This window comes from Telluribacter humicola (assembly GCF_017355935.1).
GTDB lineage: Bacteria > Bacteroidota > Bacteroidia > Cytophagales > Spirosomataceae > Telluribacter > Telluribacter humicola.
In genome coordinates, this window is record NZ_JAFIQT010000002.1 from 621529 (window position 1) to 636601 (window position 15073).

Below are 15073 nucleotides of genomic sequence, written 5' to 3' on the forward strand. Positions count from 1 at the left end.
TTAGAAGTTTTTGAGTGACCAGATGCTATATCCCTTGGCAGGTGCTTCCAGGGTAGCCCGTCCGTTGGCATCGGTCGTGATTGTCTTGGTAGTAGTACCTGAGTAGTCGTACAGGGTAGCATTCTTCCAGCGGGTAGTTACCTGTCGGCTCTGTACGGAGTTGCTGTTGTTGAGGAATACCACCAGTCCGGGAATGGCTCCTTCGCCGTTGCGCTGGGCTACGTACAGGTCGTTGTCAGCGTGCAGTACTGCAGTACTACCCTTCGCCAGCGAGCGGTTGATCAGGATCAGGTTGTCGAGCTTCGACTTGTCCAGAAACTGCTCGTAGTCGGAGTAGAAGATACAGGGGTAACCTTCATGGGTAAGGATGTAGGCGTAGGCTAGCAGCTTACCCTCCTTAGTAGAGATCCGGTTGCCCTGATTGGTTTCTTTCTCGGTATCGTGGTTGTTGACAAAGGTCACGGCCATTTTCGGATCGAGCTTCCATAGCTGCGGACGGTCCCGCAGGATGCTCATGTTGTTACCATCAATGGCGTTTTCCATGGCGTAGAAGGCCGCGAAGTCAAAGGCCGGACTACCCGCATCTTTGACCCAGTTATGAAGGGTAGTAGCGTTGCCGTCCCACAGTTCCCCCACTGAATAGCCTCCCACGGCATCCATCCATGCCTTGATGACCCACGAGTCAAAGCCCTTGACGTAGTCGAAGCGCCAGCCGTCAAACTTCATGGTATTCTTGTAGTATTTGGCTACTGAGTTATCCAACTGCCACAACCACCGCTGGACATAGATCTGATCATGACACAGGTCCTGCTCTTCGAAGAATGCCGCCTCAGCATCATTCTTATGAAGACCATTGGGATGGAAATGCTCATGATTTCGGAAGAAGCGGCCGGACTTGGGTTGAAAAAGTGTGTAGGTGTTTTTCTGGCGGAAGGGGTTAAACTCCAGCTCACCGCCACTATTGTGGTTGAGTACTATGTCAGCAATAACCTGTATGTTGTTCTGATGGGCTTTATCGATCAGACCTTCCAGCTCGGTGCGCGAGCCGAAGCGGGTCTCGACGGTACCCATCTGGTCGTACTCGCCCAGGTCGAAGTAGTCCATCGGATCATAGCCCATGGAGTACCCGCCCGACATACCCTTAGAGGCAGGCGGTAGCCATATACGATCTACGCCTATTTTTTTCCAGTTTTCAACTTTGGATGAAACAGTATTCCACCACTCACCGCGCGGCTCTACATCCCAGTAGAAGGCCTGCATCATCACACCTGATGTGGAGGTGTATTGGGTAAGATCTACCGGAGCCGTGTCGGGTTGTTGATCTACTTCGGTCTTCTTACAAGCGAAAAGCAGGAAGGGAACCGCGGCTAGAAATAGGGTACGAAGGTTGAGCATAGGACTATCTGATGAAAATAAAAGGAGGTACAAGCCACTGATGACTACGTACCTCCTTCAATATACTTAATTATTTCTTAGTAATCTTGTACGTAGGAGCACCGGGATTGCTGAAGTCCAGCGTGATGCCATACGTGCCAGCCACAACCACGATGTTAGCGCCTGCGGCTTCCAGAATGCCATCCGCTCCGTCGTCGCCGTAGTTAACGTCCCATTTGTCGTTCTGACGGAACTTGATCTCTCCGGCTTTCAACGTAACACGGTCCAGGATCCATACGCCATCGTTGGCGAAGTCAGGACGGAACTTAGCGTCCGGGCCATCCCATCCGTTAGGAGCGGCGCTTCCTGCCACACCCCATACATCTATTTTTTCAACGGTATAGGTACCCTTAGCAAAGTTTACTGAAACAAGGTAGGTACCTGGCGTAACAGCAATGTTACCTCCACCTAATTCGAGGGTACCATTGGCACCACCGTAGTTAACGGCCCAGTCCCCGTTTTGACGAATCTTTAATTCACCTTCCTTTAGGGTAACAACTGCGCGCCACTGATCCGAACTGGGGTCGTAGGTCAGAGGTACATCCGGACCATCCCAACCGTTAGGTGTAGCACTACCCACCAGTCCCCATGCGTACTTGGTGATGGTGTAGGTAAGCGCGTTCAAATCCAGCGTTATTTTATAGGTACCTGCTTTGACGGCGATGTTGGCACCTCCTACTTCCAAAGTACCATTGGCTCCGTCATCACCATAGTTGAGGTCCCACTTGTTGTCCTTACGGAACTTGATGTCGCCAGTGGCCAGGGTTACGTAAGCTACCACGATGTTTTCTTTGTCAGTCTGGTAGAATGGCATATCGGGACCATCCCAACCATTGACAGCAGCGCTACCTACTATTCCCCACGGGGTGGACAGGTCGAGCTTGTCGAGGTAAGGCGTAGCCTGTAAGGTAGCCAGTGGCGATACCAGTACAGTAGCCTCACCCAACTTGGCCTGCACCTTGATATCCAGGTCAGCGGCCGAACCAGCCACCAGACCTAATTGCAGCAGAATTGGGTTCAACTCAGCGGCGGTAAAGCTTTTCTTGAGCTGAGTACCAGTAGCTATGGCCACCGCTTTGCTAAAATCGCCTCCTTTTCTGTCAAAAAGAATGGAGTAGGCGGCTCCGGCCTGGAAGCCATAGTCGGGCTTTTGCCAGGAAATGGTCAGTACCTCATTGTTGGCTTCGTCTCTGTACAGGACAATAGCAGGGGAGGATAGTGCTACCTCCGGGCGTGCTTCCGGGTTAAGAATAGCCCTCATTTCGTCTTTCTCACAAGACATCATGAGCAGGGCTACCCCCAGAATCATATATAGTTTATTTATTAAAAAAGTTTTCATTTCGTCTCTAAGCTACTCGTAAGGATTAATAACCAGTGTTCTGTTTAAGGTTGGGGTTAGCCACAATATCCGAAGCCGGAATCGGGTACAGCCTCAGGTAGTCGGCTACCGCCTGTCCCTCTTTGACATTACCCTTCCATGGCCACAGGTAAGCACCACTCACAAACCTGTTGAAACGGATTAGGTCGGTACGACGGTGTCCCTCCCAGTACAGCTCACGGGCACGCTCATCCAGGATAAAGTCCAGATTAATGTCAGTGACAGTGGCCGCGTCAGCTCTCTGGCGTAGCTGATTGATATACCCAATGGCCGTTGCACGGTCTCCACCCGAGCCACCTCTTAGTACTGCTTCAGCATACATCAGGTACACATCCGCCAGACGCAGCATGGGAAAGTCAGTGTCCGGGAAGTTGCCTTCGATATCAGAGCCTTTTTGTCCGCCTGAGGTCACGTTGGTGTACTTAGTTACAGCGTAGCCATCGTTGAAGTTGAACAGGTCGTTGATTTCCAGCGTCTGTCCCTGGGTGTAGAACATCGCACGGTTGTCAGCCTGACCGGTTACGTCAGGAAACTTCTGCACCAGGTTCCTGGTGGTACGTACTCCGGCCCAGCCTCCGCTGATACCAAATTCGGCGGGGTTCATGGAGCCTCCTACGGGAGCATGTACCAGGAAGGTCATCCCCCCCCAGGTTTTGGTACGGTTTCCATCAAACACAATCGGGAAAATGATCTCGCTGGACGTATGGTTGTCGGCCATGAAAAGATGCGCGTAAACCGGATCGAGCTTGTAGGCAGTACCGATCACTTTCTTAGCATTCTCAATGGCTTCGGTATACTTAGGCTGTCCGATGTAGGTTTCGGCATTGAGGTACAGCTTAGTCAGCAGGGTCCAGGCGGCAGCTTTGTCGGCACGTCCGTACTCATTCTGCTTGGGAGCTACCAGATCCGCTTCAATGGCCTTCAATTCAGATTCGATATAGGCAAACAGATCAGCGCGTGAGATCTGAGGAGGCAGGGCTGAACCTACCGCGTCGTTTTCAGTCACGAAGGGAACATTACCAAACATATCCAGCGCGTGGTAGTAGCTCAAGGCACGCAGAAAACGAGCCTCAGCACGATACGCCTTTACTTCGGGCAGGTTGATACCACGTTCGGCCAGTTTGGCATCCGTAGTTTCGCGGATAAACTCGTTACAAAGCGTTACCTGGTAGTAGATACGGTTGTACATGGCAGTAAGGAACTCATTGTTGGAGGTCCAGTCCATGTCGTGGAAGTCACGGAGGCTACCGTCGTTCCAGCCGATAACGGCCTCGTCGGTAGGTAGCTCCTGTGCCTGCCAGTACTGACGCAGGTAGGTAGAGAATCCTTCGTCAATACCCGTAATATCGGGCTGTCCGGCAGGACCCTGCTGACCACTAACGGCCAGTCCGGCGTATAGCTTGGCCAGTACTTGCTTATAACTGGCCGGGTCACGGTAGACCGTAGCCGAAGTCACTTCAATGAACGGTTGGCGATCCAGGTCCTCAACACACGATTGTGTAAGAAAGAGACCACAGACCAGCGCCCCGATTTTTCCTATATTCTTTATGATTATCATCTTGATTTCTTAAAAACAGGTTTGTGTCAAACAGTATGTTCCGGATCAGAAGCCCAGGTTCAGACCCAGGGTGAACGTACGTGGACGAGGATAAATATTGTTATCTATACCACCTCCTACTTCGGGATCCAGGCCTGAGTACTTGGTGATAACGAATACGTTCTGCAGGTTGGCAGTTACCGTAGCGGTTACGCGGTTGTTCAGTATCTTTCCTGCGCTGTAACCTACGTTCAGGTTGTCCAGACGGAAGAACGAAGCATTCTCCATGTAGTAGTCGCTGAAGTACTGCGCGTTGCCAAAGCCTGAGGCAAGGGCGTTGCGGCCCAGGTTATTGAGGTACGCATTGGAACTCACTCTGAATACACCAGCTGTAGAGTTGATGTTGTTGTACATGTAGTTGCCAATGCTGGCCCGCGATACAAATCCACCGAAGAACTTACGGTACGTAAACTGCGACGACAGACCCAGGAAGAAGTCCGGCTGGGGTGACTGGTAGCGGTAGCGATCATCAGGAGTAACCTGACCATCCTCGTTACGGTCTACATACACTCCCTCCAGCGGCTGACCTGCCTGATCGTACACCTGCTGGTATACAAAGTAGGTATTGGTTGGATAGCCTACGGTATGGATCTGAATAGTATTACCCACACCACCGCCGATACCACCTACCAGTATACCCGGGAAAGTTGGGTTAGGTACCTTGGTCAGGTTCGTAATAGTATTGACGTTTCGCGTGATGTTAAACGCCAGGTCCCAGTTGAAGTCTGAGGTATGAACAGGAGTAGCGTTAAGCGTTAGCTCTATACCGCGGTTCTCGATGTTACCGACGTTGGTCAGGATCTGGTTGGTCAGGTTAGAGCCGGCAGGTACCGGTATCACGCTGAGCAGGTCCTTGGTCTTGCGGAAGTAGTATTCAATACTACCTGAGATACGAGCCTTTCGAAGGGCAAAGTCAAGTCCCGTGTTATAGGTTTCGGTCTCTTCCCACTTGATGTTCGCATCGTAACCTTCGGGACGAAGGGTATTGTAGAACGTGTTTCCGAACTGGTACTGGGCATTACTCTGGCTGATGGTATAGCGGGGCAGGTAAGGGTAGTCACCCAGTACATCCTGCTGTCCGGTTACCCCGTAGCCCATACGTAGTTTCAGGTCTGAGATAGCCTCCACATCTTTCAGGAAGCCTTCCTCGTTGAGGCGCCAGGCCAGCGCTAGTGACGGGAACAGGCCCCAGCGGTTCTCAGGTGCAAAGCGTGACGAACCATCGTTTCGTAGTGTAAAGGTCACCAGGTACTTGTCCAGTAGCGAGTAGTTAGCTCTTCCGAAGAAGGATACCAGTGTATTCTGTGACTTGTAGAAGTAGTCCGTAAAGACATCACCCTTGATGTTGCGGTCCAGCGTATAGCTGTCGCGCAGGAAGTCCTGGTATGAGTATCCTCCCATTACATCAATACGGCTATTAATACCCGGTAGCTCCTTCACGTAGTTGAGGTAGAACTCCAGCGTTGTATTAGTCTTGTTCTGCGAGTACAAGTTGTCCTGTCCGCCGCGGGCAAACATCATCCCTACATTGGATGGTACATTGATCGTTCCGTCGCTCTTTGAGATGTCATAACCCAGGTTCAGGTTAGCCCGCAGTTCCGGCAGGAAGTGGAACTTGTAGTCAAATACGATATTACCGATACTACGGCTCACATTGGAGCGGTCATCTCTCAGCATCAACTGGCCGAGTGGGTTCAGCGTAGCCAAGGTATTAGGATTGCCGGTAGCAGGGTCAAGCCATTCGAAATAGCCACCCAATGTCTCATTGCCGCTATATATAGGCTGAGTAGGATCAAAGAATACCGCTGCCCCGATAGCGCCCTGATTGGCAAAGCGGTTGTTGGTAAGAGCTCCTTTCAGGTTTACATCCACTTTGAGGTGACTGTCAAAGAAGGTAGGTGACAAACCAACCGAAGCCGTCGTACGACCCATATTCGATGTCTTCAGGATACCATTCTGATTCAGGTAGCCCAGTGACACCCGGTAGGGAAGCTTCTTGATGCTTCCGCTCACGCTCAGGTTATTGTCAGTAGTAAAGGCCTGGCGGTAGATCTGCTGCTGCCAGTCGGTGTTGGCCGTGCCCAGCAAGGATTTCATATTTTCATTACCTCTGGTGTTGATCAGGTCTCTGTACTCATCTGCCGAAAGTACATCAACGGTATTAACAGGCTGCGCTACCGAAGCTTGTGTACTGAAGTTGATAGAAGGACGTCCGGAGCTACCTTTTTTGGTGGTTATCAATATAACACCGTTAGAAGCCCGTGAACCGTAGATAGCCGTGGCCGAAGCATCTTTCAGTACCGTCATGCTTTCGATATCGTTCGGGTTAATCATACCCAGTGGGTTAGCCGCTCCTGAGATACCCGAGTTATCCAGGGGTACACCATCCAGTACGATAAGTGGATCATTGTTCGCATTGAGTGACGAACCACCCCGGATACGAATAGTACTTCCGGCACCGGGAGCACCACCGTTGGAAGTAATCTGTACACCGGCCATCTTACCGGTTACGAGCTGCTCAGGGGTAGTGATCTGTCCCTTTACGAAGTCTTCGGATGATACCGAAGCTACCGATCCGGTCAGGTCTTTTTTACGCTGGCTTCCGTAACCGATTACAACCACCTCGTTCAGTGACTGCGTATCATCTGTAAGTTGTACGTTGATGGTAGCCTGATTTCTTACAGGTACCTCTTTACTGGTTTTACCGATAAAGCTGTACACCAATACCGCCGTGTCGCTCTTAACAGCGATCGAATAGTTACCTTCGACATCTGTTTGAGTACCGTTAAAAGTACCTCTTTCCAGTACTGTTACACCCGGAAGACTACTCCCATCCACATCAGTGACCTTACCCGTAACGGTGGTCTGAGCCAGAGCCAGGTTTGTTAGTCCGCAAAGGACCAGAATCAGTGACGCTCGTAGTAGCGCCGAGGGCAATCTGTATTTCTTAATACAATCAAAAGTTTGTTGAAGCATGATTTAATCAAAATGAGAAAAGTGACTTTGATGATTAGTTGGTTAATTGGATTTTACTAGGGTAAATTAATGATTAGGTTAAGCCTGGAAAATGCTGATCTGTACCTTGCCGTAGGCTACTCTGAATCCTGGCGAGATAACAAGGCTCCATTCCCAAAGCAGTTTAATGAAACTTAATGCTGCAAAAATACAGTAGCCACAATCGGGCATCGCCCCATTTTGCATTTAACCCCTAAAAAATAGAATTAGGTGTAATCGAGTATGTACTAGCTAATTAGATGGTGGTACAAGTGCCGAATTCCGAAAGTGGTACCTGTTTTTAGCCGTTTGTGACCGATTCGAAGTACTCGCGCGGCGTTTGGTTGGTGATCTTTTTGAAGGATCGGTTAAAGGCCGTCTTGGAGTTAAAGCCGACCTCATACGCCAGGCTGAGGAAGGTAAGATTATGATTCCGGGTATCATTGATCAGCCTCTTGAATTCATCAATCCGATATGAATTTATAAAGTCAAAGAAATTCTTCTCGAAGTGCTCATTAATGATCCGGGACAGCAGGTGTGTAGGCATATCTACCTGGCCGGCCAGCTCCGCCAGACTCAGCTTCGGATTGACATAGGGCTTAGTGCCGTCCATGTGTTTTTCCAGCTTCTCGATGTATGGAGCCAGGTTCTCTTTTTCTTCAGTCAGGTCTGTTTCTACTTTGACATCTTTGAGCATACTTTGCCCCACCGATGTCTCCAGCACATCATCAAATATGGATAAGGGACGAGGAGCTGCTTTGAATGTCTCGGGCTGATGAATAGCATAGTACCCCACAAAGTAGGGGATAAACGAGAAGGCCAGCCAGATCACATCCACGCTACTTTCGATGAGGAAAGTAAGGTCAACCTGGAAGAACCAGTGTACCGACAGGAGCACGTACATAAAGCCCCACAGGCACAGGCACACAAACTGCAGGATAAGTACCGTATTGAGGTACTGCAGATTCTGGTCGTATGACTGGTTGGTCTGGAAGTCAGCCCGGTAGGTATTGAGGGTACGGCGGAAAAGCAGCCAGTAATACCCATTCCATAGTAACCCCAGAAACCCAAAGGTGATAAAGAGGAGCAGAATATCCGTTTGCTGATTCATCAGGTTCAGCAGGAATATCTTGTCGCTCCTGAGCAGGTAGGGGAGATACACAAAGAACTGTATCAGAAACGGTATAAAGTGCAGGTACCACCGGGACGGAAGCCTCCTGACGTTAAACAGCAGCTTGATCAGGTAGAAGTAAAACAGCGGCGCATACAAGAACAGGATAAAGTCCGGCAGCAGGATCAGCTTGGGCGATACGTTGACAAACACCTGGTAGTTACTCATCAGGTACAGCAGGATCATCAGTGACGATAGCCCCAGAGAGATCATCAGCCAGCGATTAGCATCGCGGTTGTACGAATGGATGGAGGGGATAGCTACGATGAGCAAAATACCCTGAAAAACGGAGAATACCAGTAGCAAGTCGTAGAGGGAGAAGAAATGCAGCGTACCCATCATATCTTCCCAGCCGGCTATCTCTACCTGTACAGTCGTATCATCTATACCATCGTTAGGATAAAATACGCGGTTCGGCAGCGCTTTGCCACTTTCTCTGGCTTCTACGGATTCCCAATTCCCGCGGGTAAATTTGTATTCAATCTTATCAAGGTCCGTATACACCTTTACCTGATAGGTACCATCTACCTTCTTATTCAGTTGAAAGTTCTTATCGCCGGGGTTCCAGTTGTTGAAGTTGCCCGTAATGTACAGGTTGGCGTCGTGGGGTGTTGTTTCCGGAATCTGGCGGACCACGAAGGTATAGCCATTCTCCCAGCCCTCAATAGCTACCTTAATAGTACCTGAGTCTGTCGATTGATTATAAATACGATTGGGAAGTGGCTTGCCCGCGGCAGTACCTTCTACCAGATCCCAGTTCCCCTGAGTGAATTTATACGAAAAGCGATCCGGTACATTATCAAGTACTATGTAGTAGGTACCATCCGGATTGCGGGTGAGGGCGTAGTCGGGGTTACCGGGGTTCCAGTTGTTGAAATCAGCAACCAGGTAAAGCGGCCTTTCGGGGGCTGGTAGCGCGGCTTCCAGGGCTACCTCTATCCTGGCCTGCGCCTGACTTTTAGTAGGGGTACTAATTACAAAAACAGAAAGTAATACTATATAGAAGAACAATTTATTCATAGAGATCTAAAACAGCCCAACAAGCCATAGGGGCAACAACTGCCTGGCATGTAGCCTAGTAACACCAGCCGGAGAGGTAAAATGCCGGAGAAAGAGAAAAATCTTGATTTAGTAGGTCTGTAGTACTTTGAGGCGGTTCCGGTTGTTGATCCGGTACGATGGGAAGCTGAGTTTGTAACATAATACTCCCGTGGCGATGAGTCCGCCGCCGACGGCCAGTGAACGGACATCAGTAGTAAAACGCTGGTTATCGATACCGGGATTGAGAAAGTCAGCTGCGGAATAAAGCAGCCCGGCGATAGGAAACAGAAACGCGCCCTCGGTAACCCAGGGAATGCGGTGGCTTGCCTTGATCTTTCTGACTTGTGTAAAATCTATGGGGACGTAGTTCATCCGACGAGCCGCTTCATTGATGACGACTATACTGAATGTGCTGTCGGATACAGTGTGGATGCTTTCGTTGTACTTCTTCCGGTCTTTGCGGAGCCTGAACCGGATATCATCTCCGGAGAAATAGCGATATCTTCTGAAAGGACCAATTACGGGCGAAGCATCAAGTACCAGATAGCGCTGACCGGGCTGAGTGATGGCCCGGGTAGAAGGATTCCGTTTGAGCAGCAGCTCTTCGCTGCTCAGAGCCCGTTCAGGGCTATAATGATCCTGAGCGGCAAGGGGAATCGCTGCTAGTACTACAAGATATAGGGTGAGTAGTTGTCTCATTCTTGTCCGCTTGGCTCAAATATAGGATACTTCCTTCTAAAAACTAAACGGGCAGGGAGCGAGCTTTGTTGCGGATAATTGCCTAAATCCGCCTAGCTCACTTCTTCGGCTTTCTCTTCGATTACGGCGGCTTTTACTGATACACCACCGGATACGATCATTTTCATGATATCGGCGCTGGAGGCATTGAGCAATGTTACACTTTCGATTGGAACGATGAATAACTCGCCCGAGAAAGCGTAGGAGTGGGGCAGGTACACGGCTATGAAATCCTTAATATGCAGGTGACTCAGGTCCGTCTGGGTAATAAAGCCCAACTTCTTGATGTCAGAGTCGCGGTTAATGGTCACCAGTACGGGCTGGTTAAATTTCTTCTTATCACCCACGAAGGCCGTAATCAAGTCCTTGATGGAATAGTAAATGATACTTACCAGGGGAATCTTGCGGAGTAGTCCTTCGCTAAATTTAAAGAAAGACTGGGGGACTACCGTGGAGAAGAAAAAACCCAGCAGAATAATACCCGACAGGATGATCAGGACCCCAAGCCCCGGCAGATACACCGACCGTTGCTCGGACACAGGTATGTAGATAGGAAGGATACTATCCAGAAACTCCACCCCTGACCAAATGATCAGGAGCGTAAAGTAGGTGGGCGCTACCAGTACAAGTCCTCTTACAAAGTAGTTGAGGATTCGTTTAAAAAAAGCATTTTGGATCTCCATAGATTGCGGAGGAATATGTAAATGTTAGTTATAGCTATATAGAATGCTCATTTATCTGCCACACATCTATCTTTTGGGAGCTGCTCCTGCTGTAGTAGTCAACTCTCCATACCCGGAGTAGGTTCCCCAAAAAGACAAGAATATGATACCGTTAAATAAATTGTATTTTCCCGTAGTCACCTCTATTACTGCCTCCCACCTTACGGATTAGCGAAGCTTATTTTGAAAGGTACTTTGTAACAAGTCAGGCTATTCGGATATTTGCTGCAATCTATTTACAAAGTTGAAAATAATTCATTTTAATAAGAAGGATTTAACGCCTCATTTATAATTATTTATATGTATCAGGCCGACTATTTACAACGTTTTACGGAGGACGTATTCAAAAGTATAGGTTGTCCGGATGATCAGGCCGCTCTGGCCGCCGAAGTACTGGTAAGCGCCGACCTGCGGGGAATTGATTCACACGGTATAGCTCGCCTGGCCGGATACGTTCGTCTGTATGATCATGGTCGGCTTAACCCTACCCCCAACATACAGGTAGTACACGAGACGCCCAGCACGGCTGTGGTTGACGGTGACCGTGGATTAGGGCTGGTGGTAGCGCCCAAAGCTATGCAAATAGCCATAGAAAAAGCCGAAAAGGTAGGCTCGGGCTGGATATCCGTCCGTAATTCCAACCATTTCGGTATAGCGGGGTACCATGCTATGATGGCCCTCGAGAAGGACATGATCGGCTGGACGATGACCAATGCCGCTCCGCTGGTAACACCAACCTTCTCACTGGATAAGATGCTGGGCACTAATCCGCTGGCCGTAGCAGTACCTACGCAGGATGAGCCCGCTTTTGTAGCTGACTTTGCCTCTACCGCCGTAGCCTATGGTAAGTTTGAGATCCTGCAGCGCAAGGGGCTACCCGCTCCGCTGGGCTGGGCGCAGGATGCCAACGGGGAGCCTACTACTGACTCCAACGCCGTGAAGAGTGGGGGAGGATTACTTCCTTTGGGATCGGATCGGGAGCACGGTAGTCATAAGGGATATGGCCTGGGAGCTATCGTAGATATACTTTCGGGTGTACTGTCGGGTGCCAACTACGGTCCGTGGGTACCACCCTTCGCGACCGCCGGCTTTATGGCTGTCCAGGAGAGAGTAGGCCAGGGAACCGGACACTTTTTGGGTGCAATGCGCGTTGATGGATTTCGGCCGGCCGACGAATTTAAGAGTCACATGGACAACTGGATCCGGGCTTTCCGTAAAGCCAGAGCCGTTGAGGGTAAGCAGGTACTCATACCGGGTGACCCCGAGCGAGAAACCGAGGCACTGCGCCGACAGGAGGGAATCGACCTACTGCCTCCGGTAGTACAGTCACTCAGCGAATTGGCACAACGGTTCGGGCTTGAGTTTGAAGTACAGTAGCCGGGCTGGTGCTAAAATTTTATAAAAGAAAAGATCATTATAGGCTAGCAAAGAGAAGCTTAGCTCCTGATTTATACATAAATAAATAGATTCAAATTGTAGGATACGTATGTCTCGTAACATCAAAATTGGTGTATTTTTAACCCTGGCGGTACTCACCACTACCTTTACCTTTTATTTCTGGCAGATTTTCAAAACGCCTAACCTGCAGGTAGAGAAGGATAAAAGCTTTGTACTGTATATTCCCGAAAATGCTACCTACCAGTCAGTACTGGATACCCTGAAGAAGAATGAGGTAGTAAATGATTATGTTTCGTTTCAGTTCCTGGCTAAACTGCTGGACTATCCCGAAAGCATAAAGCCCGGACGGTACGTGATCAAAGCTGATTCTCCTAACTACCCGATCATCAAAAAACTGAAAGCGGGCGACCAGGATGCCGTAAAGCTTACCTTTAACAACATTCGCCTGAAGGATGACCTCGTCGAGCGGATTGGGCCTAAGTTTGCCTTTGGGCAAGAAGGGCTCCGCCAGGCGCTTAATGATCCGGCTTTGAGTCAGAAGTATGGCTTTGATACCGTGACGGTGGTATCCATGTTTCTGCCAAACACCTACGAAATTTACTGGGATGTCTCCACTGAGAAGTTTCTGGACCGGATGCACAGTGAATACGAGAAGTTCTGGACTGATCAGCGTAAGGCCAAGGCCAAGGCTATGGGGATGAGCCCCGTTGAGGTAACAGTACTGGCATCCATTGTAGAGGCCGAAACCAAGAAAAATGATGAGAAGCCCCGGGTAGCTGGTGTGTATCTCAACCGTATTGAGCAGGGCATGCCTCTGCAGGCTGATCCTACCATCGTGTTTGCGTGGCGTGATTTCTCCATCCGTCGCGTACTCAACTACCACACGGAGATCAAGTCTCCTTATAATACGTACCGCAATACCGGATTGCCTCCCGGACCTATTAATCTACCGGCGCCATCATCCATTGATGCCGTGCTCAATCACGAGGACCATAAGTATATCTACTTCTGTGCTCGGGCTGATTTCTCGGGCTACCATGCCTTTGCCGAAAACTACCAGGAGCATATGAAAAATGCCCGTGAATACCAGCAGGCACTCAACCGACTGAACATAAAGCAATAAGTAGTAAGTGGCCCCACCAGGGGCCACAGGTTTTTAATAACAAGTTCATGTTTACCTACGAAGTAACAGGAATCCGAGTCCGGTACGCCGATACCGATCAGATGGGGTATGTATACTATGGCAACTACGCCCGCTATTACGAAATAGGACGAGTGGAAGCACTACGTACTCTTGATTATCATTATAAGGAAATGGAAGATTCGGGCGTGATCATGCCCGTGTATGAGAGCCGGTTTCGCTACCTTAAACCAGCACGGTACGATGATCTGCTTACAATTAAGGTGATTATCCGTACACTTCCGACGGCTCGGGTCGTATTTGACTATGAAATTCGGAATCAGGATGGTATATTGCTGAATGTTGGTGAAACCACGCTGGTTTTTCAGCGCCGGGATACGGGCCGTTTATGTGCTGCCCCGCCGGCTTTGTTAGACAAACTGCGTCCGTACTTTCAGGATGCTAACAAGAAAGCCTGATGTTCCAGAAACTATTGAATCATCCTGTTCAGCAGCGAATTGGCCAATGGTTACGCAATACTAAACTCTTTCGGGGGACTGTCTCCCTGTACGATATACTGGTCAATCTTACGGACAAGATACTGGTCCATGACATCGACCAGCGTGCTACATCCGTAGCTTTCAGTTTGACTCTGGCCGCGTTTCCGGCAGTCATCTTCCTGTTTACCCTCATTCCGTATATACCCATAGAAGACCTCGATGCGCAGATTATGGAGTTTCTGCGGGAACTGATGCCCAGAGGTATTTATGCTGAAGCCAACCATACGATTCAGGATATTGTGAGCCGTCCACGCAAGGGAGTCCTCTCGGTTGGTTTTCTTCTAACCGTCGTTACTGCTACCAACGGCATGGTGTCGCTGATGCGGGCCTTTAATATGGTATACCGGGATGTAGAGAACCGTGGGTTTCTGAAGACACGGGCCATTGCCACTATGTTGACCCTGCTGCTGGCCATTGTGCTATTCGTATCGGTAGTGCTGCTTATTGTAGGCGACCGGGTTATGGCCGTTGTGGCTGACTGGAACATTGTCCGTGAAGCCTGGATCATCATGCTGGTCAACATCACGCGGTATCTGATTACCTTTGCTACCCTGACACTGGCGGTTTCTATTATCTATCGCTTCGCGCCAAACCGGTCGGTCCGGATGTCGTTTTTTAATGTAGGATCAATAGTAGCTTCCGGTCTTATTGTACTGGCTACGTATGCCTTCTCCTTTTATCTGTCCAACTTTGGTTCCTATAATAAGCTGTATGGTTCAATAGGTACCATGATTGCCCTGATGATCTGGTTGTACCTGATTGCGCTCCTCCTTATTTTCGGTTTTGAGATCAATGCGAGTATCATCCTGGCCAGGCGTACTCGTGCTGCCCAAAAAGAATAAATGCCGGACTTATTGTAAGTCCGGCATTTCATGTATTACCCTAACCCATAAAAACAGATGTCCGGTGGCACCGTAACA

11 protein-coding genes are annotated in these 15073 nt (G+C 49.5%); 4 read left to right on the forward strand and 7 right to left on the reverse strand.

The window, feature by feature from the left end; all coding sequences use genetic code 11:
• The 7 genes from JUB14_RS13635 to JUB14_RS13665 all read right to left on the reverse strand — a co-directional run bounded on the left by JUB14_RS13635 (position 1) and on the right by JUB14_RS13665 (position 11036).
• Positions 1-1395, reverse strand: coding sequence for an alpha-amylase (locus JUB14_RS13635; RefSeq protein ID WP_207506836.1), 1395 nt, complete (start codon positions 1393-1395; stop codon positions 1-3).
• 70 nt (positions 1396-1465) lie between these two features.
• Positions 1466-2773 carry a SusE domain-containing protein gene (locus JUB14_RS13640; protein ID WP_207506838.1) on the reverse strand — a complete coding sequence of 436 codons (1308 nt, stop codon included), beginning with the start codon at positions 2771-2773 and terminating at the stop codon, positions 1466-1468.
• Between the two features lie 25 nt (positions 2774-2798).
• Positions 2799-4370 carry a RagB/SusD family nutrient uptake outer membrane protein gene (locus tag JUB14_RS13645; RefSeq protein WP_207506840.1) on the reverse strand — a complete coding sequence of 524 codons (1572 nt, stop codon included), beginning with the start codon at positions 4368-4370 and terminating at the stop codon, positions 2799-2801.
• Between the two features lie 45 nt (positions 4371-4415).
• Positions 4416-7385, reverse strand: a complete 2970-nt coding sequence (locus tag JUB14_RS13650; RefSeq protein WP_207506842.1) for a SusC/RagA family TonB-linked outer membrane protein — start codon at positions 7383-7385, stop codon at positions 4416-4418.
• A 319-nt stretch (positions 7386-7704) separates the two neighbouring features.
• The gene (locus JUB14_RS13655) at positions 7705-9594 is read right to left on the reverse strand and encodes a helix-turn-helix domain-containing protein (protein ID WP_229367831.1); all 1890 of its coding nucleotides are present in this window, start codon (positions 9592-9594) and stop codon (positions 7705-7707) included.
• Between the two features lie 108 nt (positions 9595-9702).
• Positions 9703-10314 (reverse strand): hypothetical protein, encoded by a 612-nt coding sequence (locus tag JUB14_RS13660; protein ID WP_207506844.1) that lies wholly within the window; start codon positions 10312-10314, stop codon positions 9703-9705.
• 92 nt (positions 10315-10406) lie between these two features.
• Positions 10407-11036: a DUF502 domain-containing protein gene (locus tag JUB14_RS13665; protein WP_207506846.1), complete on the reverse strand. Its 630-nt coding sequence runs from the start codon at positions 11034-11036 to the stop codon at positions 10407-10409.
• A gap of 339 nt (positions 11037-11375) precedes the next feature.
• Here JUB14_RS13665 and JUB14_RS13670 point away from each other — a divergent pair, with 339 nt between their 5' ends.
• The 4 genes from JUB14_RS13670 (at position 11376) to JUB14_RS13685 (ending at position 14995) form a co-directional block, all read left to right on the forward strand.
• Positions 11376-12452 (forward strand): Ldh family oxidoreductase, encoded by a 1077-nt coding sequence (locus JUB14_RS13670; RefSeq protein WP_207506848.1) that lies wholly within the window; start codon positions 11376-11378, stop codon positions 12450-12452.
• A gap of 109 nt (positions 12453-12561) precedes the next feature.
• The gene (mltG, locus tag JUB14_RS13675; RefSeq protein ID WP_207506850.1) at positions 12562-13596 is read left to right on the forward strand and encodes an endolytic transglycosylase MltG; all 1035 of its coding nucleotides are present in this window, start codon (positions 12562-12564) and stop codon (positions 13594-13596) included.
• Positions 13597-13643: 47 nt separating this feature from the next.
• Complete coding sequence (locus JUB14_RS13680) at positions 13644-14072, forward strand: acyl-CoA thioesterase (protein ID WP_207506851.1); 429 nt, start codon at positions 13644-13646, stop codon at positions 14070-14072.
• Entirely contained in the window at positions 14072-14995 is a 924-nt protein-coding gene (locus JUB14_RS13685) for a YihY/virulence factor BrkB family protein (RefSeq protein ID WP_207506853.1), read from the forward strand. The genes JUB14_RS13680 and JUB14_RS13685 overlap by 1 nt, the downstream gene beginning before the upstream one ends.
• Positions 14996-15073 lie beyond the last annotated feature (78 nt).

Coding starts and splice junctions, on each gene's coding strand:
- JUB14_RS13645 (WP_207506840.1), bottom strand. CDS start 4,370: ATGATAATCATAAAGAATATAGGAAAAATCGGGGCGCTGGTCTGTGGT.
- JUB14_RS13640 (WP_207506838.1), bottom strand. CDS start 2,773: ATGAAAACTTTTTTAATAAATAAACTATATATGATTCTGGGGGTAGCC.
- JUB14_RS13650 (WP_207506842.1), bottom strand. CDS start 7,385: ATGCTTCAACAAACTTTTGATTGTATTAAGAAATACAGATTGCCCTCG.
- JUB14_RS13660 (WP_207506844.1), bottom strand. CDS start 10,314: ATGAGACAACTACTCACCCTATATCTTGTAGTACTAGCAGCGATTCCC.
- JUB14_RS13680 (WP_207506851.1), top strand. CDS start 13,644: ATGTTTACCTACGAAGTAACAGGAATCCGAGTCCGGTACGCCGATACC.
- JUB14_RS13670 (WP_207506848.1), top strand. CDS start 11,376: ATGTATCAGGCCGACTATTTACAACGTTTTACGGAGGACGTATTCAAA.
- JUB14_RS13665 (WP_207506846.1), bottom strand. CDS start 11,036: ATGGAGATCCAAAATGCTTTTTTTAAACGAATCCTCAACTACTTTGTA.
- JUB14_RS13635 (WP_207506836.1), bottom strand. CDS start 1,395: ATGCTCAACCTTCGTACCCTATTTCTAGCCGCGGTTCCCTTCCTGCTT.
- JUB14_RS13655 (WP_229367831.1), bottom strand. CDS start 9,594: ATGAATAAATTGTTCTTCTATATAGTATTACTTTCTGTTTTTGTAATT.
- JUB14_RS13685 (WP_207506853.1), top strand. CDS start 14,072: ATGTTCCAGAAACTATTGAATCATCCTGTTCAGCAGCGAATTGGCCAA.
- mltG (WP_207506850.1), top strand. CDS start 12,562: ATGTCTCGTAACATCAAAATTGGTGTATTTTTAACCCTGGCGGTACTC.